Consider the following 26248-nt stretch of genomic DNA (forward strand, 5'->3'; position numbering starts at 1 on the left):
ATTAAACAGCTATTTTAACCCGTTAGCGGCTTATACTCGACCGTCAACTACTCAAAGGACGCCGCCTTGAACCCACGCACCTGCCTGTACGCCGCCATCGGACTGCTGTCCGCCCTCCCCGCGATCCCGGCGACCTCCGCCGGCGACACTGGCCTGGCGCAGCGCATCGCCAACGTCGAGCAGGGCCTGCTGTCGGCCGTGACGCTGGAAGGCGCGCCGCCGGCAAAGCGCAGGCTGGCCGACGAAATGGCCCGCCTCGGCGTGCCCGGCGTCAGCATCGCGGTGATCCACGGCGGCGAGGTCGAATGGGCCAAGGGCTACGGGGTGGTGACGCCGGGCGGCGCGCCGGTGACCACGTCCACGCTGTTCCAGGCGGCGTCCATCAGCAAGCCGGTGGCCGCCATGGCCGCGCTGAAGATGGTGGAAAGCGGCAAGCTGGAGCTGGACCGCGACATCAACAATTACACCACGCTGTGGAAGCTGCCCAAGGATGCGGACAACAACCCGGTCACCTTGCGCCAGCTGCTGTCGCACACGGCCGGCACCACGGTGCACGGCTTCCCAGGCTACGCCGCCGGCGCGCCGGTGCCGACGCTGGTGCAGCTGCTGAACGGCGCCAAGCCCGCCAACACCGGCGGCGTGCACGTCAACACGCGCCCCGGTAGCCGCTGGCGTTATTCCGGCGGCGGCTACGAGGTGGCGCAGTACGTGATGCAGGAACGCAGCAAAGCCGATTTCGCGCAACTGATGCACGACACCGTACTCAAACCGCTGGCCATGGCCGACAGCACCTTCGCCCAGCCGCTGCCGCCGCAGATGCTGGCGCGCGCCGCGCTGCCGCACGACGGCAACGGCAAGCCGGTTCCCGGCGGTCCCCACACCTACCCGGAGCAGGCGGCGGCCGGCCTGTGGACCACGCCGTCCGACCTGGCCAGGTTCGCCATCGAAACGCGCCGTTCGGCGGCCGGGCAATCCAACCTGGTGCTGTCGCAGGCCATGACGCATTTGATGCTGACACCGGTCATGCAGAATTACGGCCTGGGCTTGGGCATCGAAGGCGACGGCCAGTCGCAAAGCTTTGGCCATGGCGGCTCCAACGAAGGTTACCGCGCACGCATGTCGGCCTACACGGAACGGGGCGACGGCGTGGTGGTGATGACCAATGGCGAGCGTGGCAGCGAGTTGGGGGCGGAACTGGCGCGCGCGGTGGCGGCCGAATACGGCTGGCCCACCATGGGCGGCAAAGTGCGCCGCAGCGTCGCGCTCACGGCCGATGCGCTGGCGGCGCTGCCCGGCACCTATGTGGTACAGGGCGCGGGCGACTTCACCGTGCGCCGCGTCGGCGACGGCCTGGTGGTGGAGCTGCAGAAAGGCGCCGGCGAAACGCTGCTGGCCGCACCCAGCGGCAGCTACTTCATGCTGTCGAACGAACTGGAATTGCAATTCAACGGCAAAGACGGCGGCAAGCTGCTGGCCGGCCCGTCCGAGATGCCATTCAGCCGCAGCAAGTGATGGCGCCGCTCCGGATGGCAGCGCAATGTAGGGCGGCGTAGGGTGGATTAGTCCGCAGGACGTAATCCGCCAGCGCCGCCACGCACTGTCACTTGACCGTCACATTAATGGTCTTGCTGCCCGCCTGGCCGTAAGACTGATGGGCGCCGTTGGCGAACTGCATGGTCAGCTTGTAATTGCCTGGCGGGAGCTTCACTTCAGCCTCCGTCTGGCCCTTGCCGAAATGCAGATGGGTTTCATCAAAGGGTACGCTCTCGCCGGCCTTGATGCTGTCGCCGTTGATGATCAGGTGATGGTGGCCGGTGTTGGCGCTCATATCGCCGGCCGGCTTCACTTCCATGCCGCTGACGGCAAACTTCACCTTGAACGGGCTGGCGACGGTTGCGCCGTCCGCCGGTTCGGCGAAGGATACGGTCTGCGCCGCGGCGCCCAGGCTGATGCCGCCGAATGCCAATGCGAGCACGGCTCGCTTCAAAGACTTCTGCATGATTTCTCCAGGTTGCGTGACCTACTTTTTGCCGAGGATCGGCCCTGCGTACTTCATCACCAGCCCCTTCGGCCCCACCGCCCAGCCCACCGCGGGCGTGGCGAAGCCGACGGTATTCATCGGTGTGCGGTCCAGCACAGTCCAGCTTTTCCCGCCGTCGGTACTGTAGCCGGAACCGGCCAGGCCCGCCGCCACGAAGGAATCAAGCGCGCCGCGCACCGGCACCACCACCGACATATAGCCCTCGGGCAGGATGGGCGCGGCGGTCCAGGTCGCGCCGCCGTCCTCGGTGCGCGCGCCGTTCACCGTGGCCAGCGCGGCTTCCTTGTAGTCGCCGCCTGCCGCGATGCCGGTGCGGCCGTCGCGGAAGCCCACCGAAAAGATGCCCCGCGCCGCAGCGCCGGCCGGTATCGGCACCGGCGCCGCGCGCCAGCTGCGGCCACGGTCGGCGGAATGGAACACGCGCGCGTTCTCCGCGCCGCCGGTCGAGAACCAGGCGTCGCCGCTGCCGGCGACCGTGAGGCAGGTGCCGCTGGCGGCAAATGCGCCCTCGTTCGCTTGCGCAGCCAGGCCTTTCGGATCGGCCACCTGCCGCCACGTGGCGCCGCCGTCGGCCGTCACCAGCACCTGGAATACACCTTTGACCGGGTCGCCGAACAGGATGCCGTTCTTCGCATCCCAGAACGCGATCGCGTCCCAGAAGCCCTCGGCGTCCGGATTGGTGAGCTGCAGCTTCCAGCTCGCGCCGCCGTCGCTCGTGCGGTAGATGCGCGACGCGGCGCCCGGGCCGGCGCTCATGATGACGGCGGTGTCCGCGTCCACCGCGTGGATGTCGCGAAAATCCAGCTTGTCGGCGTCGGGCACGGGCAACTGCGTCCAGGTGACGCCGTCCACCGTGCGCAGCACCGTGCCCTTGGCGCCGCTGGCCCAGGCCACCGCCGCGCTGACGACGGACAGGCCGCGCAGCTCGGCCGAGGTGCCGCTGGCTTGCGGCTGCCAGCCGGCCGGCTGGACCAGGGCCTGCAGCAGCGGCAAAGCCTGCGACGGCGGCAGCCCAGGCGCCTGGACGGACTGCGCAAGCGCAGAAGCCGCGGCCAGCCCCAGCGTCAGTGCCAGCGCCCTTCCCGCGATCCGTGTCCTCCGCGCGATCTGTGTCCTCCGCGCGATCAGTGTCTCCCCAGCGATCTGCGTCTTCCCCGCGGCCTGTGTCACCCCCGCGGCCTGTGTCACCCCCGCGACCTGTGTCGCCCCCGCGAAAGCGGGGGCCCATAGGCTGCACGCCCGGCAACGCAGCATGGATTCCCGCCTGCGCGGGAATGACAAAGCGCCGGGCACCCGAGTTCGCGGCAGTCCGACGATGCGCAAGGGCATGCTGGAGGCGCCAATGGCGAACTTAGTCATTCTTGATGACGATGCTAGGAAACTTGCTGGTCATGTCCTTCGCCTTTTCCGCCACTTTTACCGCGATTTTGCGGGCGATTTCCTTGTAGATGACAGCAACCGGGCCATCGGGATCGGCCACCACGGTCGGCTTGCCCGAGTCGGTCTGCTCGCGGATCGCCATCGTCAGCGGCAGCGAACCGAGGTATTCGGCGCCGAAGTCCGCGCACATCTTCGCGCCGCCGCCATGGCCGAAGATGTGCTCCTCATGGCCGCAATTCGAGCAGATATGCGTGCTCATGTTCTCCACCACGCCCAGGATGGGAATGCCGACCTTCTCGAACATCTTCAGGCCCTTGCGGGCATCGAGCAGCGCGATGTCCTGCGGCGTGGTGACGATCACCGCGCCGGTGACAGGCACTTTCTGCGACAAGGTCAGCTGGATATCGCCGGTGCCGGGCGGCATGTCGACCACCAGGTAGTCCAGGTCGCGCCAGTTGGTCTGCTCCAGCAGCTGCTGCAGCGCCTGCGTGACCATGGGGCCGCGCCACACCATGGGCTCGTCCGGATCTATCATGAAGCCGATCGACGACACTTGCAGGCCGTGGTTTTCCAGCGGCTCCATGGTCTTGCCGTCCTTGCTCTCCGGCCGGCCGTTAATGCCCAGCATCATCGGCTGCGAAGGGCCATAGATGTCCGCGTCCAGGATGCCGACCGCGGCGCCTTCGGCAGCCAGCGCCAGCGCCAGGTTCACCGCCGTGGTCGATTTGCCAACACCGCCCTTGCCAGAGGCCACCGCGATGATGTTTTTCACGTTCGGCAGCAGCTTCAGGCCGCGCTGGACGGTGTGCGAAATGATCTTGCTGTATACATTAGCGGTGACCTTGCCCGCGCCCGGCAGCGCCGCCACGGCGGCCGCCACGCTGGCGCGGATGGCTTCGACCTGGCTCTTGGCCGGATAGCCCAGTTCGATATCGAAAGAAACGTCGGCGCCCTCGACCTTCAGGTTGCGCACTTCCTTCGAGGTGCAGAAATCTTTGCCCGTGTTCGGGTCTGTAACTTTAGACAATGCCGCTTTGACGTCTTCTACCGTGATGCTCATGTGAATCTCCGTAAGTGATCCCGCAGTCTAGCGCAAAATAGACAGAAAAACAGCGCGCCGCCCCCGCCACACTGCGCATGAGCGGCCAGCGCTGGTAAAATGCTCTTTTTCCTACCAACAAAGTGCATCAATCATGACCCGCAAGCTGTTCGTCACTACTGCCCTGCCCTACGCAAACGCTGCCTTCCACATCGGCCATATGATGGAGTACATCCAGGCCGACATCTGGGTCCGTTTCCAGCGAATGCAGCGCGACGGCGCGAGCGGGGCGCAACGCGAAGTGCACTTTGTCGGCGCCGACGACACGCACGGCACGCCCATCATGATTGCCGCCGAGAAGGAAGGCATCACGCCGCAGGAATTCGTGGCCAAGATCGCCGCCGGCCGCGCCCAGTACCTGGACGGCTTCCATATCGCCTTCGACAACTGGTACTCGACCGATTCGCCGGAAAACGTGGAGCTGTCGCAAGGCATCTACCGCAAGCTGCGCGACACCGGCCTGATCGCCACCAAGATCGTCGACCGCTTCTTCGACCCGGTCAAAGGCATGTTCCTGGCCGACCGCAACATCAAGGGCGAGTGCCCTAAGTGCGGCGCCAAGGACCAGTACGGCGACAACTGCGAAGTGTGCGGCGCGGCCTACCAGCCGACCGAGCTGGTGAACCCGTTCTCGGTCTTCACCAACGCCACGCCCATCCTGAAGCCATCGGAGCAGTACTTCTTCAAACTGTCCGACCCGCGCTGCTTCGAGTTCCTGCGCGACTGGCTCAACACCCCGGGCCGCCTGCAGCCTGAGATGGTGAACAAGGTCAGCGAATGGCTGGGCGAAGCCGGCGAGAAGCTGGCCGATTGGGACATTTCGCGCGACGCGCCGTATTTCGGCATCCCGATTCCCGACGCGCCGGGCAAGTTCTTCTACGTGTGGCTGGACGCGCCGGTCGGCTACCTGGCCAGCCTGAAGAACTACTGCGACAAGCAGGGCCTGGACTTCAACGCCCTGCTGAACGATCCGGGCACCGAGCAGATCCACTTCATCGGCAAGGACATCGTCTCCTTCCACCTGCTGTTCTGGCCGGCCATGCTGAAATTCGCCGGCCATCCGGTCATCGACAAGCTGAAAGTGAACGTGCACGGCCACCTGACCGTGAACAACGAAAAAATGTCCAAGTCGCGCGGCACCGGCATCTCGCCGCTGCGCTACCTGAACCTGGGCATGAACCCGGAATGGCTGCGCTACTACATCGCCTTCAAGTTGAACGCCAAGGTCGAAGACCTGGACTTCACCGGCGACGACTTCGTGGCCCGCGTCAATTCTGACCTGATCGGCAAATACGTCAACATCGCCAGCCGTTGCGCCGGCTTCATCAGCAAGAAGTTCGACGGCAAGCTGGCCGCCGGCCTGTCCGACAGCGCCATGGGCTGGATCAAGCGCGCCTTGACCAACGCCGAGGGCGCGGAGCGCCAGGCCGGCATCGCCGCCAACTTCGAAAACCGCGAATTCGGCAAGGCGCTGCGCGAGATCATGGAAATCGCCGACGTCACCAACCAGTATGTGGACGAGAACAAGCCATGGGCGCTGGCCAAGGACGAGGCCAAGACCGCCGAGCTGCACGAAGTGTGCACCACCGCGCTGATCCTGTTCCGCCAGCTGACCATCTTGCTGTCGCCGGTGCTGCCGGGCGTGGCCGCCAACGTGGCCGCCTTCCTCAACGACGACAAGCTGGTCTGGGCCGACACCGGACTGGCCTCCGGCGCGGCCTTCCAGCCCATGCTGGGCCGCAGCATCGGCGCCTACAACCACCTGATGACACGCGTCGACGCCAAGATGATCGAAGAGCTGTTCGACGCGCCTAACCAGATCGCCGCCGCCGGCACCGCCCCGGTGGCAGCCAAGCCGGCCAAGGCGCCGAAAGCGCCGCCGCTGGAACCGCTGGTGGCCAAGGAAGGCGTGCAAGCGCTGGCGCCGGAGATCGCTATCGACGACTTCGTCAAGGTCGACCTGCGCATCGCCAGAATCGTCAACTGCGAACACGTCGACGGTTCCGACAAACTGCTGCGCCTGACGCTGGACGCGGGCGAAAGCCGCCACCGCAACGTATTCTCCGGCATCAAGTCCATGTACCAGCCGGAAGACCTGATCGGCAAGCTGACGGTGCTGGTGGCCAACCTGGCGCCGCGCAAGATGAAGTTCGGCATTTCCGAAGGCATGGTGCTGGCCGCCTCGGCTGCGGACGAGCAAGCCAACGCCGGCATCTACATCCTCAACCCTTGGCCGGGTGCCGAACCCGGCATGCGCATCAATTAAATCATGAGCAATATCGTGGTACGTGAAGCCACGGATGACGATGCCAAACTGATTGCCGAGCTCACGCGCGCAGCGTGGGCCGGCAAGGTGAACGTCACGTCCAGTGGCCACCGTGAAACCGCCGTTCTCGTCTCGCAGCATTTGCGCGACGGCGGCGGTTTTGTCTTATTGGTGGACGATGTCCCCGTTGGCTCGATTCGCTGGCTGCCGCTGGATACCGAATCCTATATCTGGGAAATCCTGAGGATGGGCGTATTGCCGGCCTGGCGCGGCAAGAACATCTCCCAGCATTTATTGGAAGCGGTCATCCATCATGGCCTGGAAACCGGCGTGCAGGAAGTGCGCATGGCGGTGCGCGCCGACCAGCCCAAGCTGCTCGACTTCTACACCGCCTACGAATTCGAACTGGCGGAGGAGCTGGAATACTCCCACGCCAATCCGCTGGAGCCGGCGCCCTTCGTCATGCGGCGCCAGCTCAGGCATTAGCACCGCGCGCCCGCGCCAACAGTTCCAGGCCGAGCCGGGCTCGGCAAGGCGGTCAGCGAACCGGCGCTCGCTGCCGGGTCAGCAACTGGGCTGCCAGCGCAACCAGTACTGCGGCGGCAAAGCCGCCCGCCAGCCCTAGGCGCGGCAGGGCCAGCGCCAGCGTGCAGCAAAACCCGACAAAGGAATACAGTCCGCCCGCCATCGCCCGCAGCAGCGCCGCCGCAAAAGCAACGCCCTGGGCGCGGTGGGAAAACACTGCCAGCACAATGCCCAGGATCGGGAACACCGCCAGCAGTCCGCTCCAGCGCTCGCCGAGCGCGCCTGCGCCCAGGGTAACCGCCAGGGTCAGCAAGGCGCCGGCCAGCATGCGCAGCGCCAGTTCAGCGGCGCCGCTGGCACGCGCGCCCGGCTGCACCGCCGTCGCTGGAAACAAGCTGGGCGCGGCCAGCAGCGTCGCCAGCGCCAGCGGCAGCGCGATGGCGACATTGGCAGGCAATCTGGACAGGAACCATGCCGCCGCCGCCCAGCCGGCCAGCGCCAGCAGCAGCGCCCCCGGCCAGCCGGCACGACGCGCGCCATGCGCATAGACGATGCTGAACGTCACCGACGCAAGTACTGCCGACAGCGCCGTCGCCGCCGCGCGCGACGCGAACGACACGCCATGCTCGGCAGCCAGGAAGAACAGGATAGGGCCGGTCACCACCGGCAGCCCGGCCAGCCATCCAGCCAGCGAAGGCCCCCAACGGTTGCCGGCCAGCGACAATAGCAGCAGAAATCCGGGCACCAGCGCCAGCTTCAATAACAACATCGCGAACGCGGCCCGGCTACTTGTAGACGCCGCAGCCGATGATCACGTCGTCCACCCGCTCCACATAGGTACGCTTGGCGTCGATCTGGCCGGTGCCGGGGTTCGGCCATTTGTAATCGACCCAGCCCTGGCCCTCCTTGCCCATGCCCACCGCCAGGATGTCCTTGATCAGGTACTTGCCGTCGGCGTCCTTCATCTCCTTGACGTTCTTGCCGACCAATTTGATGTTGGCGCCGTTGGCCAGCTCCACGCCATCGCCGTTGGCGCCGAAGGCAAAGATGTACAAGTCTTTCTGGATGAAAGCGCCCTTGGGATTGTTGAATTCGGCGAATGCCTTCTCCTTGCCGTTCTTCTTCAGGAACTCGCCGGCTTTCTTGACCATCGCCACCGCTTCGTCGGCCGTGCCCTTCTCCGCCGCCCCGGCGCCTGCATTGAACATCAGCGCCGCGCAGCCCAGCAACAAGTACTTCAGCAGTTTTTTCATTTTCCATCTCCTTGTATTGAAAGTGATCCTGCTTCGCGGAGCCAGGCCAGCACCGGCCCGACGCCGACAACATCGCTTGCGCGGGCGATGACGGTCTCGGTCGCGCACCATGGATAGGGCAATGAAGCCACCCATTTCATGACCGGCTCCCGGGCCGCCGGCGGCAAGATCTGCATGACTTCCACCTGGATGGCAAGCCGCTCGGCCAGCCCGGTGACATCCTCGAAGCGCCAGTCGTACCGTCCGCAGCCGACCCGCACATTCTCACCCTTTTTATCGGTCATCGCCACCAGCCATTCGCAGCTGAAATCGGATACCGGCTGCCCGGGCGGCGGCGTCAGGCAGAAGGTATAGACGTTCTCATAGCTTTGCCCGAAGCGGCGCACCAGCACATCCGCGATAGCGTCGCGCCCACGCGACAGCGGCGGAAAGGCTATGTTGTCCGTATTGACCTGCATCGACAACAAGGCATCCTCGCTGAAGGCTTCGGCCATCAGGTGCGGGCGGTTGCCATCCTTCGCCAGCAGGTAATTGTGGATGGCATGGGAGGGTGAACGCATGGCGGACTCCTAGAAAGTGTGGCGCAAGCCCAGGTTCAGGCCGCGGTTGCCGGTGCCGCCCTCGATGGCGCTGCCCACGGTGTAGCCGGCGCCGTTCTTGTTGCGCAGGTGGGCGTACACCGTGTACACGTCGGTGCGCTTGGACAGGTAGTGGCGGTAGCCCGCCGCGAACTGCTGCGCGTCCTGGTTGAAGGCGGTCTCGTCGTTCTTGCGGATGTAGGAAGCCAGCCACACGCCCGCGCCTTGCGGCACCGTCACGCCCAGCAGCGCCACGCGGCTGTCGGTGGATGGCGTCGGCACGGCGGCGTAGCCGTAAGGATTGCCCAGGTTGCGCGGCAAGGCGCTGTTCAAGCCCTTGTCGACGCCGTACGCGAAGTGCGCCTTGAGCAGGCCGAAATCGTACAAGGCCGTCAACACGGTGTTCCTGGCGTGGCTGGTATTTTTCAGCGCGGCCGTGTCGTTGTTGCGGTTGTGCTGCGCGAGACGCAACACCAGCGGGCCGGCGGTGTAGGCCAGCGCGCCGCCGAACTGCCGTTGGGCCGTGCTGTCGCCGGCCACTTCGCCGACGCCATACACCACTTCCACGTTGAAGCCCTTGAACACCGGCGACGCGTACTTGACGGCGTTGTCCATGCGGCTGGCGCTGTTGCCGGTCGGCGCCATCAGGTTCTTGCTGTCGCCCGCCGTGCCGGAGCCGAAGGGATCGGCCGCCGCCACCGCCAGATACTGCGGCGTGTACTGGCGGCCCAGGGTCAGCGTGCCGGCGCACTTGCTCTGCAAGCCGACGTAAGCCTGGCGGCCGAACAGCAGGCCGCCCTGCCCCATGGCGCCGGTATCGGCCTGGAAGCCGTTCTCCAGCAGGAAGATGGCCGACAGGCCGCCGCCCAGGTCTTCGGTCCCCTTGAAGCCGAGGCGCGAACCGGCCTCCACGCCCGAAGTCAGCTTGGTGGTGCTGGCGACGCCGCCGCTCTCGCGCACGGCTGCCACGTCCACCACGCCGTACACCGTCACATTGCTCTGGGCCGCAGCCGTCCCTGCCAGTGCGCCCAGCATGAGCGCAAGCATAGTCTTCTTCATTCTGATATCCCTGTTTTTGTATAGGCTCTGATGTCGGCGGCGGGATAGGGAGCCCTGCCTGTCCCGCCGCTTGCTACTACTGCATTACTGCTGAATTACTGCTGAACCAGGCACTAGGAACCGAAGCCGCCGCCGCCCGGCGTTTCGATCGCGAACACATCGCCGGCCTTCATCTCGGCCGTGTGCGTGGCGCCGAACGACTCGACCGAGCCGTCCTCACGCTCGACCCAGTTGCGGCCCAGCGCGCCGGGCGCCCCGCCCTGCAGGCCGAACGGCGCGATGCGGCGGTGGCCGGCCAGAATGTTGGCCGTCATCGCCTCCAGGAAGCGGATCCGGCGCAGCGCCCCGTCGCCGCCCTGGTGCGCGCCCTTGCCGCCGCTGCCGCGCCGGATCGCATGCGTCTCGACCAGCACCGGGAAGCGCCACTCCAGCACTTCCGGATCGGTCATGCGCGAATTGGTCATATGCGTCTGCACGGCGGCCGTGCCGTCGAAGCCAGGACCGGCACCGGAACCGCCCGCGATGGTTTCGTAATACTGGTGCTCTTCGTTCCCGAAAGTGAAGTTGTTCATCGTGCCCTGCGAGGCCGACATCACGCCCAGCGCGCCGTACAGCGCGTCGGTCACGTACTGCGACACTTCCACGTTGCCCGCCACCACCGCCGCCGGATAGCGCGGATTGAGCATCGATCCCTCCGGGATGATGAGGTTCAGCGGCTTGAGCACGCCTTCATTCATCGGGATGTCGCTGTCGATCAGCGTGCGGAACACATACAGCACGGCGGCTTTGCACACCGACAGCGGCGCGTTGAAGTTGCTCGGGCGCTGCTCGCTGGTGCCGCTGAAGTCCACCGTGGCGCTGCGGCTGGCGTGGTCGATGGTCAGTTTGACACGCAGCATGGCGCCGTCGTCCATCTCGTATTCGAAGCTGGCGTCGCGCAGGCCGCCGATGGCTTTGCGCACCGCCGCTTCGGCGTTGTCCTGCACGTGCTGCATATAGGCCAGCACCACGTCCTGGCCGTAGCTCGACACCGCTTTCAGCAATTCGTTGGCGCCGGTTTCGCAAGCGCCCAGCTGGGCGATCAGGTCCGCGATATTCTGGTCGATATTGCGGCTCGGCCAGGGGCCGGCGGCGAACAGGCCGCGCACCAGCGGCTCCAGGAACACGCCCTTGTCGACGATCTTGACGTTGTCCAGCAGGACGCCCTCCTCCTCGATGGTGGTGCTGTTGGGCGGCATGGAGCCCGGCGTGATGCCGCCCACGTCGCCGTGGTGGCCGCGCGCGGCGACATAGAACATCGGCTCGCTGCCCTCGCCGTACACCGGGCACACCACGGTGATGTCCGGCAGGTGGGTGCCGCCGTTGTACGGCACGTTGAGCACATAGGCATCGCCCGGCGCCATGCTGGCGGCGTGCTGGCGGATCACGCACAGCACGCTGTCGCTCATCGAGCCCAGGTGCACCGGGATGTGCGGCGCGTTGGCGATCAGGTTGCCGTGCCGGTCGAAGATGGCGCAGGAGAAGTCCAGGCGCTCCTTCATGTTGACCGAATAGGCGGTGTTCTCCAGCGTGGTGCCCATCTGCCTGGCGATGGCCATGAACAGGTTGTTGAAGATCTCCAGGTGGATGGGATGGACGGCCGTGGTCATCTTGTGCACGCTGCCGGCGGCGGCGACGCGTTCGAGCAGCAGCGTGCGGTCCGGCAGCACGCTCGCGCTCCAGCCGGCGTCCACCACGGTGGTGGCGATCTGTTCGCGGATCAGCGCCGGGCCGGCGACGCGGCTGCCCACCGGCAGCTCGGCGCGCACGTGCAGCGCGATCGGCACGGTCTGGCCGTCGACATAGCTGTCGACGCAGGCCGCGGCGGCAGCGCCGCCGGCCGCCGCCGGCACTTCGATGACGAAGTCGGCGCCGTCGCCGGCGCCGATGGCTTCCGCCGACACCGATTCGATCACCAGCGGCTGGCCTTCCATGACAAAGCCGAAACGGCCGCGATACAGCGCCGCGAACGCGGCGGACATCTCGTCCATGGCGCCCAGCGGGATCACGAAGGCCGAATCGCTGTCCTGGTACTTCAGGCGTGCGCACAGTTCGACGCGGATATCCTGTTGCGCCACCTGCTGTTCCAGCAGCTCCGTGACCGCTTCCTTGGCCAGGGCCAGCAGTTGGGGTTGCAGGGCGTCCAGCGCGGCCGCCGTCAGCGGCAGCTCGACCGCGCCCTCGCGCATGGCGCGGATATCGGCCAACCCCATGCCGAAGGCCGACAGCACGCCGGCGAACGGATGGATCACGATCTTGGTCATGCCCAGCACGTCGGCCACGCGGCAGGCGTGCTGCCCGCCGGCGCCGCCGAAGCAGCACATGGCGTAGCTGCTGACGTCGTAGCCGCGCTCGACGGAGATCGATTTGATCGCCTGCGCCATATTGTCGACCGCCACCGTCAGGAAACCGTCGGCCACCGCCGACGGCGACAAGCGCGTGCCGGTCTCGCCGGCGATCTTGTCGGCCAGGTCGGCGAAGGCGCGCACCACCACGTCGCGGTCCAGCGGCAGGTCGCCGTTCGGGCCGAACACGTGCGGGAAGTGCTCGGGCTGGATGCGGCCCAGCATGACGTTGCAGTCGGTGACCGTCAGCGGACCGCCCTTGCGGTAGCTGGCCGGGCCGGGGTTGGCGCCGGCCGATTCGGGACCGACCTTGAAGCGGCCGTTCTCGAAGCTGCAGATCGAGCCGCCGCCGGCCGCCACGGTATGGATATGCATCATCGGCGCGCGCACCCGCACCCCGGCCACCACGGTTTCAAACACGCGTTCGTAAGCGCCGTCGTAATGCGCCACATCGGTCGAGGTGCCGCCCATGTCGAAGCCGATCACCTGTTTCAGGCCGATCGCTTCGCAGCTCTTGACCGCGCCGACGATGCCGCCGGCGGGACCGGACAGGATCGCATCCTTGCCATGGAAGCGGCCGGCGTCGGTCAGGCCGCCGTTCGACTGCATGAACATGATGCGCACGTCGCCCGTGTCTGCCGAGACCCGCGACACGTAGTCGCGCAGCACCGGCGACAGATAGGCGTCCACCACGGTGGTGTCGCCCCGGCCGACGATCTTCATCAGCGGGCTGACCTGGTGGCTGACGGAGATCTGCGTAAAGCCGGCGTCCTCGGCCAGCACCCGCAGTCGCTGCTCGTGCTGCGGGTAGCGGTAAGCGTGCATCAGCACGATGGCGATGGCCGCGATGCCTTTTTCGCGCAAGGCGGCGAACTGGCGCCGCAGCACGTCTTCATCCGGCGCCCGCAGCACTTCGCCGTGCGCGCCGATGCGCTCGTCGACCTCGATCACTTCCTCGTAGATCAGGTCCGGCAGCTCGATGCGCATGGCGAAGATGTCCGGCCGGTCCTGGTAGCCGATGCGCAACTGGTCGGCGAAGCCGCGCGTGATGGCCAGTGCCGTGCGCGCTCCCTTGCGCTCGAGCAGCGCGTTGGTGGCGACGGTGGTGCCCATCTTGATCACTTCGATCTGCTCGGCCGGCAGCGGATCGCCGGTCTTCAGGCCCAGCATGTCGCGCATGCCTTGGGTGACGGCGTCGTCGTAGCGCTCCGGGTACTCGGACAGCAGCTTGTGCGTCACCAGCTTGCCGTCCGGACGGCGCGCGACGATGTCGGTGAAGGTGCCGCCGCGGTCGACCCAGAACTGCCAGCGAAGTTGTTGTGCGGGGATGTCGTTTTTCATGATGTTACCTCTTTGCTTGCTTACTAATCAGGATTCGAGTTGCTTGCCGGCCGTCTCGGGCAGGGTCAGCGCGGCCAGTATCATCACCCCGTAGGCGGCGCCGGCGAACACGCCGATCGCTTCGCCCAGCGCCATCGACTGGCTGCTCAGGCCTATCATCAGCGGGAACAGCGAGCCGACCGCGCGGCCCATGTTGTAGCTGAAGCCTTGGCCGGAACCGCGTATCTCGGTCGGGAACAGCTCGGTCAGGAAGGCGCCCATGCCGCTGAACACGCCGGACACGCAGAAGCCCAGCGGGAAACCGAGGAACAGCATGACGCTGTCGGTCACCGGCAGGCGGGTGTAGGCCAGGGCGATGCACAGCGAGCCGGTGGCGAACAGGATGAAGTTTTTCTTGCGGCCCAGGTAGTCAGTCAGGAAGGCGCTGACGATGTAGCCGACGTAGGAGCCGACGATCACCATGGCCAGGTAGCCGCCGGTGCCGAGCACCGTCAGGTGGCGCTCGGTCTTGAGGAAGGTCGGCAGCCAGGTCGTGATGGCGTAGTAGCCGCCCTGGGCGCCGGTGGTCAGCAGCACGGCGCGCAGCGTAATGCTGAGCATCCTGGGTGCGAAGATGGCGGTGAAGGGAGCGCGCTCCTCGGTGACGGCCTTCTTCTGCACCGCCATGAACACTTCCGGCTCATCGACGAAGCGGCGGATGAAGATCACGAACAACGCCGGCAGTATGCCCAGCAGGAACAGCGAGCGCCATGCCCATTCGGCCGGCAGCAGGGAGAACATCAGCGCATACAGCAGCGCGGACGCGCCCCAGCCTATGGCCCACCCGGCTTGCACCATGCCGACCGCCTTGCCGCGGTCCTTGGCGCGTATCACCTCGCCGATCAGGATGGCGCCGGCGGTCCATTCACCGCCCATGCCGAAGCCCATCAGGCCGCGCGCCCACAGCAGTTGCTGGAAGTTCTGCGCGAAGCCGCACAGCACGGTGAAGAAGGCGAACCACAGTATGGTCAGTTGCAAGGTCTTGACGCGGCCGATGCGGTCCGACAGGATGCCGGCCAGCCAGCCGCCGACGGCGGAGGTGAGCAGCGTGACGGTGCCGATCAAACCGGCGTCGCCCTTGGACAAGCCCCAGGTGGCGATCAGCGTCGGGATCACGAAGCTGAGGAACTGGGTGTCCATCGCGTCCAGCGCATAGCCGACCTTGCAGCTCCAGAAGGTGCGGCGCTCCTTCCCCGTCAAGGCGTGGAACCAGGAAAAATATCCCTCCTGCCGGCCGCTGCTGATGACTCTTGTGTTCATGGTATATCCCCTTTTTTAGGCGCAGCACTCCCCAGCGGACGCGTTGAGAGTGTCCGTTGATGGTGCCGCATGGTTTATAAAGTCAGAATGCTGCGAGTGAGGCGTTGCGTATATCCGTCACCAGCATGTAGCCCGGCTGGTGCGTGATCGCCAGCGGCAAGCGCGCCTGGCGTATGGCTTCCTGCGGCGTGACGCCGCAGGCCCAGAAAACGGGTAGTTCGTCCGGCATGATCTCGACCGGATCGCCGTAGTCGGGGCGATGCAGGTCGGCGATGCCGATCAGCGCGGGATCGCCCAGGTGCACCGGCGCGCCGTGCACGGCCGGGTAGCGGCTGGTGATCTGCACCGCGCGGATCGCGTCGGCCGCCTTCATCGGCCGCATCGACACCACCATCTCGCCGCCGAACGGCCCGGCGACGTGGTTGCGGATATTGGTGCGGTACATGGCGACGTTGCGGCGCTGCTCGATGTGGCGCAGCTTGATGCCGGCGTCCATCAGCATCTGTTCGAAGGAGAAGGAGCAGCCGATGGCGAACACCACCAGGTCGTCGCGCCAGACCTCGTGCAGCGCATGCGTCTGCGACGCCAGCAGGCCGCCCCGGTAGATGTTGTAGCCGGGCGTGTCGCTGCGCAGGTCCATGTCCTCGCCCAGACGGGCCACGTTCCACTGGCCGGGTTCCCCCACCGCCAGCAGCGGACAGGCGCGCTGGTTGCGCATGCAGAACAGCAGGAAGTCGTCGGCATGGGCCTGCGGCAGTATCACCAGGTTGGCCTGGGCGAATTCGCCGCAGTAGCCGGCCGTCGGCAGCCTGAATTCGCCGCTGCGCACCTTGTGCCGGAGTTCGAGTGGGGTCATGGGTGTCTCGCTTAAGAAGGATGAAAGAAGCAATGAGTCCAGAATAAACGCGAATACCCCTACTTGCCATCTAGTTATTTTTGATGTTGCTGTACAGTTTTTCTTACCGCTGTGCGCCACACTGGTGCAAGCAGTTAAGGTATTCTTTACCGATGAATACCCGATTCCTCGAAACCTTCGTCACTCTCGCCCAGCTGCGCAGCTTCCGCGCGACCGCCCGCGCGCTGCACGCGACGCCGGCCGCAATTTCCTTGCGCATCAAGACCTTGGAAGAAGAATTGCAAACCGAACTGGTGGACCGGAGCAGCAAGGAATTCCGCTTGACCGCCAACGCGGAATACCTGCTGGGGCATGCAAAAGCGGTGGTGGACGCGACGCGCAGATTGCAGGCGGCGGCGCACAAGGATAGTGCAATTCGCGGCCGCTTGCGGCTGGGAGTGATTGAATCGGTCGTCCACAGCTGGCTGGCGCAATATATCCGCGAGTTGAATGTGTTGTATCCGGAGCTGGAAGTCGACCTCGCGGTCGATATGAGCAATGTACTGGAGCGGCGCCTGCGGGCGCATGAACTGGATCTGGTGATCCAGGTCGAAGGCGTGGAAAGCAATGATATTGTTTCCGAGGCGCTGGCGGTTTACCCGCTGCACTGGATCGCGCGCCGCGGGCTGATCGACACGCGCAAGGAGGGGCTGAACCAGCGCTTGCTGGCGCTCCCGATATTAACTTTCGGACGGGGGACGGCGCCGCAGCGCATGCTGGAGGAAATTGTCAGCAAAATGGCGAATCTGGCGATGATACCGCTGGAACAAACCCGCATTACCTGCTCGCCATCCGTGGCCGCGATCGTGCAGCTGGTAAAAGATGGCTACGGCGTGGCAGCGATACCCAGCTTATTTGTCGCCAATTCGCTCGACAGCGGCGAGTTTATCGAATTACCGGTGCAGCCGGAGCCGCCATCGATTATCGTCTCCATGTGCATCCATTCCAATGCGGAGATGCTGGTGCACGCGGCGGCCAATGCGGCGCGCCAGGTATGCGCCAATTATTGCGCCCAAGTCGATCCGCGTTATATTAAATCGCTAGGTTAGCAACAGCCACCTTCGGTTTCATCGGTTCAATCGGCTTATCCTGGCAGGCCGTCAGTAAGGCGAGCGCCGCCAGTATTGCCATGCTCAGCTTGCGCATCACGTTCTCCCTTCCCGTTTCAGTCCTGCCAGCATAGCCGCAAGCGTCCCGCACAGGCGCACGCATGCCCCGCGCCGGCGCTGCGCATGGCCCTTCGTGCCAACATATTGTGCCAATAGTTAGCGCGAACAAGCCAGATTCGAGTCAGTTTCGCCTGGAGGACACGACGATACCGCCCACGATCAGCAGGAAAGCCGCGCCATGGTACAAATGCGGCGGCTCGCCCAGAAACGCCGACGACATGAGCGCGGCGAATAAAGGGGTGAGATTGCTGAAGAATGCCGCAACGCTAGGACCGGCGCGTTGCACGCCCGCACCCCAGCAGCGGAATGCAATAACCGCCGGGCCCACTGCGACATAAGCAAGCGCCGCCGCCAAAGTCCAGCTCCAATGAATATGCGCATCGATGAGCGCCCATTCGCCTGCCGCGAACAAGCCGGACCAGACAACACCAAAGCCGACCTGCGCCAACAGGAAGCTGGCCCAATTGGCGCGTATGCCGGCCGGTTCAATCGGCCGTGTCAGCAACCAGCTGTATATCGACCAGGCAATGGTAGCGAATATCATGAATATATCGCCGGCGACCAGCCGCAATTCGAGTAAATGCTGCAAATCGCCGCGCGCCAAAACCAGCAATACCCCGCTGATCGATAATGCCGCACCCATCATTTGCTGGCGCGATACCCGGGCGCCGAAAAACATCCATCCGGTCAGCATCATCCAGACCGGCATGCCGGCCGCCACCAGCGTGACATTAATCGGCGTGGAACTTTGCAAGGCCAGATATTGCAAGGCGTTATACATGCCGATGCCGAGCAGGCCCAATAAGGCAAAACGGCGCCAGTTCTTCCACAAGCCGCTGTCGCGGCGGAATACCGGTCCCGCCAAAGGGAGCAGGATTAAAAAGGCGATAATCCAGCGCAGCAGATTGAGCGTAATCGGCGGCACCATGTCGTGCACCAGGCGGCCAACGATGGCATTGCCGGCCCACAGCAAAGGCGCGAGGGTCAGCAGCAATATAGTATAGGGAGTCATAGGCGGACGATTCTACCCGCATCGCCATTTCGCTGCCGGGTGCGGGCGGTTTCAAATGCCAGGCGCAAAAAAAGCGCCCCGCAAGGGGGCGCCAAAGAAAGACAGGTGAAGTATCCCGTCCTTGGAGAAAGTCTGCGTAAGCAGGAAGCGAACCGGGCGGCAGCACCACCAGCCTGTCCTTTCCATTTCCCGAATACCCGCGACTGGAAAGAAGAATACGTGACGGCGCCGCTTGCATGATCATTTTCCCAATATAGTTAACGTCGCGCAGCGCCATCACCGGGGCCCTGCCGCAGTGCAAGAGAAGTCCCCGCCGGGGCCTGCGGCGCGGTAAAATAGCTGTTGCTTCTTCTACGAATTCTCACAATATGAAACTCTCCAAACAGCACAGCATGTACGAGTCGGACCACACCCTGTTCATCAAAAAGCTGAAAGAACAGAACCCAGACATGGAAAAAGGCCAGCGCGAAGGCCGCGCCCTGCTGTGGGACAAGGAAGCGACGCCGCTCAATGAACAGGACCGCACCCGCGCTTCGACCGTGAAGCAGCAGGCTTACGTCTACCAGAACAAGCTGTAAACAGACCCGGACAACAGGCCCGGACAACAGACCCGGACGGCAGCGCATGTCGGCGGCGGACGCGGCGGAACTGGCCGCAGCGGTGGAGAGCAGCGCCGAGGCGGTAGTCGCCGACAGCGCCGCTCTGGCACGCCTGTACGGCGAGCCCATGCTGAAGATGCCGACCGACCTGTACATCCCGCCGGACGCGCTGGAGATCTTCCTCGAAGCCTTCGAGGGCCCGCTGGACTTGCTGCTCTACCTGATCCGCAAGCAGAATTTCAACATTCTGGACATCCCGATGGCGCAGGTCACCCTGCAATATCTGAAGTATGTGGACCAGATCCGCCTGTCCAACCTGGAGCTGGCGGCGGAATATCTGCTGATGGCGGCCATGCTGATCGAGATCAAGTCGCGCATGCTGCTGCCGCAGCGGCATTCGGAAGTCGAACTGGAAGCGGGCGACCCGCGCGCCGAGCTGGTGCGCCGCCTGCTGGACTACGAGCAGATCAAGCTGGCCGCGTACGACCTGAACGCCGTGCCGCAGGTGGGCCGCGACTTTGTGCGCACCCAGGTCCACATCGAGCAAAGCCTGGTGCAGTCCTGGCCGGACGTGGAGCCGGCCGACCTGCAGGCGGCGTGGAAGGACTTGATGAAGCGCGCCAAGCTGGTCCAGCACCACAAGATCAGCCGCGAGGAGCTGTCCGTGCGCGAGCACATGACCAGCATCTTGCGCCGCCTGCAGTCGAAGCGTTTCATCGAATTCGCCGAGCTGTTCGACGTCTCGGGCGGTCCGCCTGTCGTGGTGGTCAATTTCGTCGCCATGCTGGAGCTGGCGAAAGAGACGCTGATTGAAATTACCCAGGCCGAACCGTTCGCGCCTATCTATGTAAGGCTGGCGTATTCGCCGGCTTGAACAACAAGAGAAAAACCACATGAAAATCATTTCCGACATAGAAGAATTGCGCGACCACCTGAGCGGTCAGCTGCGCACGGCATTCGTGCCGACCATGGGCAACCTGCACGAAGGCCATCTGTCGCTGATGCGGCTGGCGCGCAAGCACGGCGACCCGGTGGTGGCCTCGATCTTCGTCAACCGCCTGCAGTTCGGCCCGAACGAGGACTTCGAGAAGTATCCGCGCACCTTCCAGGCCGACGTGGAGAAGCTGGAAAAGGAAGGCGTCTACGTGCTGTTCGCGCCGACCGAAAAGGATATGTATCCGGAGCCGCAGGAATACCGCGTGCAGCCGCCGGACGGCCTGGGCAACACGCTGGAAGGCGAATTCCGCCCCGGCTTCTTCACCGGCGTCAGCACCGTGGTCATGAAGCTGTTCTCCTGCGTGCGTCCGCGCGTGGCGGTGTTCGGCAAGAAGGATTACCAGCAGCTGATGATCATCCGTAACATGAGCCGCCAGTTCGCGCTGCCCACCGAGATCATCGCGGCCGAGACCTACCGCGCCGACGACGGCCTGGCGCTGTCCTCGCGCAATATGTATTTGTCGCCCGAGGAACGCGCCGAAGCGCCCGCGCTGTACAAGGCGCTCAACTTCGTGGCCGGAGAAATGCGCGCCGGCCACCTCGACATCTTCGAGCTGGAGCACAAGGCAATGGACGAGCTGGCCAAGCGCGGCTGGCAGCCCGACTACATCTCCATCCGCAAGCGCAACGACCTGCAGCCGCCGGCTGCCGGCGACCTGGCGCAAGGCACGCCGCTGGTGGTGCTGGCCGCCGCCAAGCTGGGCACCACGCGCCTGATCGACAATCTCGAGATCTAAGCGTTGCAACGACGCACGCAGGCGGTCCTCAGCGGCCCCCGGCGTGCTAAGCTGTCCTTTCCCTGCTGCACCCCAGCTCCCTACGCGAGGCGCCCCCATGCGGTTTGCACACCCTGCCCTACGCTTGCTCGCCGCCATAGCCGCGGCGTTCACCGCCCTCCCTGCTCCGGCCCAGGTCAGCAACGTGCAAATCTATGGCATTGTCGACATGTACGCCGGGCGCAGCGCCACCAGCGGCGTACCCGCCCGCCTGAATGTCGTCAACAGCGGCGGCATGACCACCTCGTACTGGGGCATAGGCGGCGTCGAAAGCCTGGGCGACGGCCGTTCGGCGACCTTCGCCCTGGAAGGCTTCATGCGGGTCGACACCGGCGAATCCGGCCGCACGCCGGGCGACCCCTTGCTGACGCGCGCAGCCTACGTCGGACTGAACGACACCTGGGGCGCCGCCAAGGCCGGACGCGTGCCGAATCCCCTGTTCCAGCTTTCCGCCGGTTTCAATCCCTACGGCTTCTCGACCCGCTTTTCGCCGCTGATGACGCAGATGTGGATCGTGCCCTACGGCAGCTCGTCGGCGGGAGACTCTGGCTGGAGCAACGCGCTGCACTACACTTCGCCCGTGGTGGGCGGCTTCAACGTCGTCGGCCAGTACGGGCTGGGCGAACACGCCGCCAACAGCCCGGGCGACAACAAGGTGGCGGTGCTGAAGTACAGCAGCGCCACCCTCAGCGGCGCGGTGGCGGCGCAGGAAATCGGCAACGGCATCGGCATCACGAATGCGTCCCCGAAACAGCGCACGGTGTTCGCCGGCACGGCGTACGACTTCAAGGTGGCGAAAGCCTACGCCACGTACGCGCGCAACAAGACCGACGGCAGCGGCCGCGACACCAGGACCTTCCATCTCGGGCTGGCCGTGCCGCACGGCGCGGGCAAGTGGCTGCTGGCATGGGCCCGCGCCGACGAGCGCGCCAGCGTGAAAGCGCCGTTCAGGCGCAATACGGCGGCGGCCGGCTATGACTACAATATGTCGGTCCGGACGGATCTGTACGCGGTGTATTTGTACGACAAGCTGAGCACGGCGCGCAGCGGCAATACCTACGCGCTGGGAATACGGCACAAGTATTAGCCGGCGATTAGCCAGCGATTAGCCGGCGATGCTCTGGGTCCAGGCCAGCGCCGACAGGTGGGCCTTGTTGACCTCGGCCGGCGACAGGTTCAGCGCCGATGCCAGCGACGACACCAGGTTGCTGTTCAGCTCGCACGCTTCGGCCAGCGCCAGGTATTGGCCGTATTTGCCCGAGCGCGTCAGCAGCGCGGCGACCACGTCGTCCGACAGCTGTATGCTGGCCAGCACCTCGTCCATCGGCATCCCCAGCAGGCGGTCCAGCAGCGAGAACATGCCCGCCACGAAGATGTTCTCGGCGTCGGCCTTGCCCAGCGCCTTCAGGCCCAGCAGCTCGGCCAGGCGGCCGCGCACCACCGCCGTTTCCAGCAGCACCGGCGAATAGCCGCTGCTGCTGGCGGTGGCCAGCAGCAGGGTCAGCCAGCGGTACAGCGGCTGGTAGCCCAGCAAGGTGATGGCCTGGCGCAGCGAGGCGATCTCGCGGCCCGCGCCGAAACCGGCCGAATTGATATAGCTGAGCAGCTTGTAGGACAGCGCGGCATCGCGCTTGAGCACGTCCTCGATCTGCTTGATGTCGGCGTTCGCGTTCACCATCTGCATCAGCTGCATGATGATGGTTTGCGCCGGATTCATGCCCTTGCTGTCGGTGCCGGGGCGCGGCGTCAGGTGCAGCTTGCCGACGAAGGCGTCCAGGCCGAGCGCGGCGCAGGCGTCGAAGTCGGCCCAGGTGCTGACCGGGCGTCCCACCATGCGCAGGTTGGACGCCTTCAGTCCCGCGTAGGCGCGCGCCTGCGCGGCGACGTCGGCGCCGGTGAATTTCACTTCCACGTAAGAGGCGATGGTGCCGAGGCGGCTGCCGACGCGGGCCAGGTCGGCGTCGCGCAGCAGCACGCCGACACCGCCGGCGCGCAGGGCCTGCACGGCCGACAGCGTGTCGGCGTTGGCCAGCGCCACCGCCTTGAGCGACAGCACGGTGTGCTCGGGCGGCAGGTTGTACAGGGCGTCGGTCGACAGCATGCCCGGCACGGCTTCGAGGAACAGGGTTTTGTCGCGCAGCAGCCAGCCGTCTTCCTCGCTGGTGACCTCGCCGGCTACAAAGCTGACCAGGTCTTCCAGCGCGGCCTGGGTGGGCAAGGCCATCTGGCCGGCGCCGCCCTGCCACGTCAATTCGTAGCCGACCACCTTCTGCTTGGGGTCCAGCAGCGGCTCGCGAACCAGGAAATTAGTTTGATGCATGTTGTGATCGCAAAGTCAGCACCCCGTGTGGCCCGCGCGCGGCAATGCTGCCGCGCACCGGCCCGCCACGCCCAATCAGGCGCCGAGTTTTTCGAAGATCTTGTTCAGTTTTTCGTCCAGCGTGGCAGCCGTGAACGGCTTGACGACGTAACCGTTGGCGCCGGCCTGGGCCGCCGCAATGATGTTTTCCTTCTTCGCTTCGGCGGTCACCATCAGCACCGGCAGCTTGGCCAGCGCGGGGTCGGCACGGATGTTCTGCAACATCGTCAGGCCGTCCATATTCGGCATATTCCAGTCCGACACGACGAAATCGAAGGTCTCCGCGCGCAGCTTGGCCAGTGCCATGACACCGTCTTCTGCCTCGTCCACATTGGCGTAACCCAGTTCCTTCAACAGATTCCGGACAATGCGGCGCATCGTCGAAAAATCGTCTACTACTAAAAATTTCATCTTTGGATCAGCCATGAATTACTCCGTTGTTTCTCTTACGCGGTTGTTAATAGTGTCTATAAGCACGAGCTATTTGTAGCATAGCATTTTCGTTGCTCTGTGGCGAACAAAGTAGCAGTAATACGTCATCGTGCACGTTAAACGCGCAACGCGCGCGCGCCGTGCGTCGCCAGGTAGCCCAGCACCATGCCGGGCAGCGACATCAGCGGCCCCACTTCATGCGTGCCGCCGGCGGCGATCGCTTCGCGCGGCATGCCGAACACCACGCAGCTCGCCTCGTCCTGGGCGAAATTATACGCCCCGGCGTTCTTCATCTCCAGCATGCCGGCCGCGCCGTCCTTGCCCATGCCGGTCAGGATCACGCCGACCGCGTTCTTGCCGGCGAACTGGGCGGCCGAGCGGAACAGCACGTCGACCGAGGGCCGGTGGCGGTTGACCGGCTCGCCCTGGTCGATCTTGGTCATGTAGTTGGCGCCGCTGCGCGCCAGGGTCAGGTGCGAGTGGCCGGGCGCGATGTAGGCGTGGCCCGGCAGCACGCGCTCGTTGCCGGCCGCCTCCATGACGGAAATCTTGCACAGCGAGTCGAGCCGTTTGGCGAAGGAGCGCGTGAAGCCTTCCGGCATGTGCTGCGTGATCAGGATGCCGGGGCAGTCGGACGGCATCTGCATCAGGAATTCGCGGATCGCCTCGGTGCCGCCGGTGGAGGCGCCGATGATGATCAGTTTTTCCGACGACATCAGGGGGTTGCGCAGCTGCGGCAGCGGGGCCGTGCCGGCGGCGCCGGCCTGCGGCAGCGCGCGCGCCCGGATGCGGGCCTTGGAGGCGGCGCGGATCTTGTCGGCGATCAGGTCGGTGTATTCGCGCATGCCGCTCTGGATCGAGATTTTCGGCTTGGTGACGAAATCGACCGCGCCCAGTTCCAGCGCGCGCATCGTGATCTCCGAACCGCGCTCGGTCAGCGAGGACACCATCACCACCGGCATCGGGCGCAGCCGCATCAGTTTTTCCAGGAAATCGAGGCCGTCCATCTTCGGCATCTCGACGTCCAGCGTCAGCACGTCCGGGTTGGTCTGCTTGATCAGCTCGCGCGCCACCAGCGGGTCCGGCGCCACGCCGACCACTTCCATGTCGGGCTGGCTGCCGATGATTTCGGTCATCACGCTGCGGATCAGCGCGGAGTCGTCTACGATCAGGACTTTGATCTTCATGATGAAAACACTTTCTTATTATGTCAGAACAGCTCGATCTCGCCGGCCACCGGCTGCTTCTTCAGGCGGCTGGCGTATTCGATCTCGCGTTTCGCCAAGGTGTCGTTGTGCGACTGCATCAGCTTCTTGACCAGCACCTTGCCGGTGCGCGGGAAGAAGTACACCTTGCGCGGGTAAATATCGTTCAAGTCCTCCGCCACGATGCGGATCTTCTCGTTGCGCAGAAAAGTCTGCACGAAGGCGGCGTTGCGCTCGCCGACGTTGATGGCGGTGAAACCCTTGAGCACCGCGCCGCCGCCGAACACCTTGGCCTCCAGGTTCTCGCGCCGCGCGCCGGACTTGAGCAAATCGTTGATCAGGATCTCCATGGCGTAGGTGCCGTAGCGGGCCGAGGCCGAGATCGGGCTGTTCGGGTCGCTGCCGCCGTCGGGCAGCATGAAGTGGTTCATGCCGCCCAGGCCGGTCACCCGGTCGCGGATGCAGGCCGACACGCAGGAACCGAGCACCGTCACGATCAGCATGTCCTTGGCGGTGAAATAGTACTCGCCTGGCAGGATCTTGGCCGCGTCGCAATCGAATGTCCGGTCGTAATAGACGTTGGTGGCAAATTGTTCTAAATCCATGGCGCGCCTTTGGTCGTTTCTGTCAGCTCGTTATTCAGCTCGTTACGACGATACTTTTTGGCCTGCGCCACGGCGATCGTCCAGCTCGTATACGGTCTTCCCGCGCAGCTTCAGCGCATCGGACACATAAAGGAAATTCTCCGAGTGGCCGGCGAACAGCAGCGCGTCCGGTTTCATCAGCGGGACGAAGCGGGACAGTATTTTACGCTGAGTCGCCTTGTCGAAGTAAATCATCACGTTGCGGCAGAAGATCACGTCGAACGGGCCGTTCAGCGGCCACTGCTCGCCCAGCAGGTTGAGCTGCTTGAAGGTGATCATGTTGCGCAGCTCGGGACGCACCCGCGCCATGCCCTCCATGTCGCCCTTCCCCTTCAGGAAAAAGCGGCGCTGGCGCTCGGGCGACATCTTGTCCAGCCGGTCCATGGTATAGACGCCGTTGGCGCCCGCCGCCAGCACATTGGTGTCGATGTCGGTGGCGATGATGGTGGCCGGCGGGGTCAGGGTGTTGAAAGCCTCGCACAATGTCATGGCGATCGAGTACGGCTCCTCGCCGGTGGAAGCGGCCGAACACCAGACCGTGATGTCGCGCTTGTTCTTCACATGCTCGGCCAGCAGCGGGAAATGGTGCGACTCGCGGAAGAACGACGTCAGGTTGGTGGTCAGGGCGTTGGTGAACGATTCCCACTCGTCGCCCAGCCGGCCCGCCTCCAGTTCGTCCAGGTATTTCATGAAGGACGAGATGCCGGTGGCGCGCAGGCGGCGCGCCAGCCGGCTGTAGACCATCTCCTGCTTGCTGTCGGCGAGCGAAATACCAGCGCGTTTGTAGATCAGGCCACGGACCCTTTCGAAGTCCTTGGCGTTGAAATCAAACTCTTTGGCGGTGTCTTTTGAATGCGGCATTGATAAACCCTTAAACTTGCTGCCGATGCTGTCATTCCCGCGCAGGGCTAGCCGCCCCCGCGGTGATCCGTACGC

The 26248-nt window shown here is 64.7% G+C and carries 24 protein-coding genes; 8 read left to right on the plus strand and 16 right to left on the minus strand.

The annotated features are described in order from the left end of the window. Positions 1 to 66 precede the first annotated feature (66 nt). Positions 67 to 1512, plus strand: a complete 1446-nt coding sequence (locus tag ACSQ8Y_RS14420; protein ID WP_436267146.1) for a serine hydrolase domain-containing protein — start codon at positions 67 to 69, stop codon at positions 1510 to 1512. Positions 1513 to 1600: 88 nt separating this feature from the next. On the opposite strand, the gene ACSQ8Y_RS14425 is transcribed toward ACSQ8Y_RS14420, so the two are convergent. The 3 genes from ACSQ8Y_RS14425 to apbC form a co-directional block, all read right to left on the minus strand. Then, positions 1601 to 1999: a DUF4399 domain-containing protein gene (locus ACSQ8Y_RS14425; protein ID WP_436267147.1), complete on the minus strand. Its 399-nt coding sequence runs from the start codon at positions 1997 to 1999 to the stop codon at positions 1601 to 1603. Between the two features lie 21 nt (positions 2000 to 2020). Next, complete coding sequence (locus ACSQ8Y_RS14430) at positions 2021 to 3034, minus strand: WD40/YVTN/BNR-like repeat-containing protein (RefSeq protein ID WP_436267148.1); 1014 nt, start codon at positions 3032 to 3034, stop codon at positions 2021 to 2023. Positions 3035 to 3392: 358 nt separating this feature from the next. Continuing rightward, entirely contained in the window at positions 3393 to 4481 is a 1089-nt protein-coding gene (apbC, locus tag ACSQ8Y_RS14435; protein ID WP_436267149.1) for an iron-sulfur cluster carrier protein ApbC, read from the minus strand. Between the two features lie 133 nt (positions 4482 to 4614). Here apbC and metG point away from each other — a divergent pair, with 133 nt between their 5' ends. Together metG and ACSQ8Y_RS14445 are read left to right on the plus strand one after the other, a co-directional pair. Next, positions 4615 to 6786 (plus strand): methionine--tRNA ligase, encoded by a 2172-nt coding sequence (gene metG / locus ACSQ8Y_RS14440; protein WP_436267150.1) that lies wholly within the window; start codon positions 4615 to 4617, stop codon positions 6784 to 6786. Between the two features lie 3 nt (positions 6787 to 6789). Next, on the plus strand, positions 6790 to 7272 hold the full coding sequence (locus tag ACSQ8Y_RS14445) for a GNAT family N-acetyltransferase (RefSeq protein ID WP_436267151.1): 483 nt from the start codon (positions 6790 to 6792) through the stop codon (positions 7270 to 7272). A gap of 52 nt (positions 7273 to 7324) precedes the next feature. Here ACSQ8Y_RS14445 and ACSQ8Y_RS14450 read toward each other — a convergent pair whose 3' ends face one another. The 7 genes from ACSQ8Y_RS14450 to ACSQ8Y_RS14480 form a co-directional block, all read right to left on the minus strand. After that, complete coding sequence (locus tag ACSQ8Y_RS14450) at positions 7325 to 8080, minus strand: hypothetical protein (RefSeq protein ID WP_436267152.1); 756 nt, start codon at positions 8078 to 8080, stop codon at positions 7325 to 7327. A 16-nt stretch (positions 8081 to 8096) separates the two neighbouring features. Beyond that, positions 8097 to 8564 (minus strand): cache domain-containing protein, encoded by a 468-nt coding sequence (locus ACSQ8Y_RS14455; protein ID WP_436267153.1) that lies wholly within the window; start codon positions 8562 to 8564, stop codon positions 8097 to 8099. After that, positions 8561 to 9124, minus strand: a complete 564-nt coding sequence (locus ACSQ8Y_RS14460; RefSeq protein ID WP_436267154.1) for a hypothetical protein — start codon at positions 9122 to 9124, stop codon at positions 8561 to 8563. Before ACSQ8Y_RS14460 ends, ACSQ8Y_RS14455 begins: the two co-directional genes overlap by 4 nt. A 9-nt stretch (positions 9125 to 9133) precedes the next feature. Then, positions 9134 to 10201 (minus strand): porin, encoded by a 1068-nt coding sequence (locus ACSQ8Y_RS14465; protein WP_436267155.1) that lies wholly within the window; start codon positions 10199 to 10201, stop codon positions 9134 to 9136. Between the two features lie 113 nt (positions 10202 to 10314). Further along, a complete protein-coding gene (locus ACSQ8Y_RS14470; protein WP_436267156.1) occupies positions 10315 to 13926 on the minus strand; it encodes a hydantoinase B/oxoprolinase family protein in 3612 nt (1203 codons plus the stop codon). Positions 13927 to 13953: 27 nt separating this feature from the next. Continuing rightward, positions 13954 to 15225 carry an MFS transporter gene (locus tag ACSQ8Y_RS14475; RefSeq protein WP_436267157.1) on the minus strand — a complete coding sequence of 424 codons (1272 nt, stop codon included), beginning with the start codon at positions 15223 to 15225 and terminating at the stop codon, positions 13954 to 13956. Positions 15226 to 15307: 82 nt separating this feature from the next. Next, on the minus strand, positions 15308 to 16081 hold the full coding sequence (locus ACSQ8Y_RS14480) for a putative hydro-lyase (RefSeq protein WP_436267158.1): 774 nt from the start codon (positions 16079 to 16081) through the stop codon (positions 15308 to 15310). Positions 16082 to 16233: 152 nt separating this feature from the next. Between ACSQ8Y_RS14480 and ACSQ8Y_RS14485 the strand changes: the two genes are divergently transcribed. Beyond that, complete coding sequence (locus ACSQ8Y_RS14485; protein ID WP_436269826.1) at positions 16234 to 17169, plus strand: LysR family transcriptional regulator; 936 nt, start codon at positions 16234 to 16236, stop codon at positions 17167 to 17169. Between the two features lie 241 nt (positions 17170 to 17410). Here the strand turns inward: ACSQ8Y_RS14485 and ACSQ8Y_RS14490 are convergent, their stop codons facing one another. Beyond that, a complete protein-coding gene (locus tag ACSQ8Y_RS14490; protein WP_436267159.1) occupies positions 17411 to 18301 on the minus strand; it encodes a DMT family transporter in 891 nt (296 codons plus the stop codon). A 368-nt stretch (positions 18302 to 18669) separates the two neighbouring features. Between ACSQ8Y_RS14490 and ACSQ8Y_RS14495 the strand changes: the two genes are divergently transcribed. From ACSQ8Y_RS14495 to ACSQ8Y_RS14510, 4 genes are all read left to right on the plus strand, one after another. Then, positions 18670 to 18879, plus strand: a complete 210-nt coding sequence (locus ACSQ8Y_RS14495; RefSeq protein ID WP_436267160.1) for a DUF3460 family protein — start codon at positions 18670 to 18672, stop codon at positions 18877 to 18879. Positions 18880 to 18925: 46 nt separating this feature from the next. Further along, on the plus strand, positions 18926 to 19774 hold the full coding sequence (locus ACSQ8Y_RS14500; RefSeq protein WP_436267161.1) for a segregation and condensation protein A: 849 nt from the start codon (positions 18926 to 18928) through the stop codon (positions 19772 to 19774). Positions 19775 to 19793: 19 nt separating this feature from the next. Further along, positions 19794 to 20633 (plus strand): pantoate--beta-alanine ligase, encoded by an 840-nt coding sequence (gene panC / locus ACSQ8Y_RS14505; protein WP_436267162.1) that lies wholly within the window; start codon positions 19794 to 19796, stop codon positions 20631 to 20633. A 97-nt stretch (positions 20634 to 20730) separates the two neighbouring features. Continuing rightward, a complete protein-coding gene (locus ACSQ8Y_RS14510) occupies positions 20731 to 21759 on the plus strand; it encodes a porin (protein WP_436267163.1) in 1029 nt (342 codons plus the stop codon). Between the two features lie 18 nt (positions 21760 to 21777). On the opposite strand, the gene ACSQ8Y_RS14515 is transcribed toward ACSQ8Y_RS14510, so the two are convergent. The 5 genes from ACSQ8Y_RS14515 to ACSQ8Y_RS14535 form a co-directional block, all read right to left on the minus strand. Further along, entirely contained in the window at positions 21778 to 22992 is a 1215-nt protein-coding gene (locus ACSQ8Y_RS14515) for an EAL and HDOD domain-containing protein (protein WP_436267164.1), read from the minus strand. Positions 22993 to 23067: 75 nt separating this feature from the next. Further along, positions 23068 to 23457: a chemotaxis response regulator CheY gene (gene cheY / locus ACSQ8Y_RS14520; RefSeq protein ID WP_026334356.1), complete on the minus strand. Its 390-nt coding sequence runs from the start codon at positions 23455 to 23457 to the stop codon at positions 23068 to 23070. A 122-nt stretch (positions 23458 to 23579) separates the two neighbouring features. Continuing rightward, positions 23580 to 24650: a protein-glutamate methylesterase/protein-glutamine glutaminase gene (locus ACSQ8Y_RS14525; RefSeq protein ID WP_436267165.1), complete on the minus strand. Its 1071-nt coding sequence runs from the start codon at positions 24648 to 24650 to the stop codon at positions 23580 to 23582. A 23-nt stretch (positions 24651 to 24673) separates the two neighbouring features. Further along, positions 24674 to 25273: a chemoreceptor glutamine deamidase CheD gene (gene cheD, locus ACSQ8Y_RS14530; RefSeq protein WP_436267166.1), complete on the minus strand. Its 600-nt coding sequence runs from the start codon at positions 25271 to 25273 to the stop codon at positions 24674 to 24676. A 42-nt stretch (positions 25274 to 25315) separates the two neighbouring features. Continuing rightward, complete coding sequence (locus ACSQ8Y_RS14535) at positions 25316 to 26173, minus strand: CheR family methyltransferase (protein WP_436267167.1); 858 nt, start codon at positions 26171 to 26173, stop codon at positions 25316 to 25318. Between the last annotated feature and the right edge of the window lie 75 nt (positions 26174 to 26248).

The sequence above is a fragment of the Pseudoduganella sp. LjRoot289 genome (genome assembly GCF_964252925.1).
Classification (GTDB): Bacteria; Pseudomonadota; Gammaproteobacteria; order Burkholderiales; family Burkholderiaceae_D; genus Rugamonas.